Below are 218 nucleotides of genomic sequence, written 5' to 3'. Positions count from 1 at the left end.
CGGAGTTCGGAGGTGTAGGCGTTGCCCTGGTCGTCGGTGAGCCAGGCGTGTTCCGGGGTCGGCAGCATCTCGGTGACGGTCAGCTTCGCCAGCGGATCCTTCCTGGCCAGCCGCCGGGCCGCCTTGGCCAGGATGTTCACGTAGACCGGGGCATCGAAGTCCACGTAGAACGGCCGCGGCTCGGCCGGCGACACCACGAACACATGACGCGGCAGCCC

At 68.8% G+C, this 218-nt stretch carries 1 pseudogene; it reads right to left on the bottom strand.

Going from position 1 to position 218, the window contains the following annotated elements:
- A pseudogene (locus OO67_RS35585) lies at positions 1 to 218 on the bottom strand (lantibiotic dehydratase); the annotation flags it as partial.

The sequence above is a fragment of the Streptomyces atroolivaceus genome, assembly GCF_000717025.1.
GTDB lineage: Bacteria > Actinomycetota > Actinomycetes > Streptomycetales > Streptomycetaceae > Streptomyces > Streptomyces atroolivaceus.
Note: the sequence above shows the minus strand (reverse complement) of the source record. Positions and strands in the feature narration are given on the sequence as shown.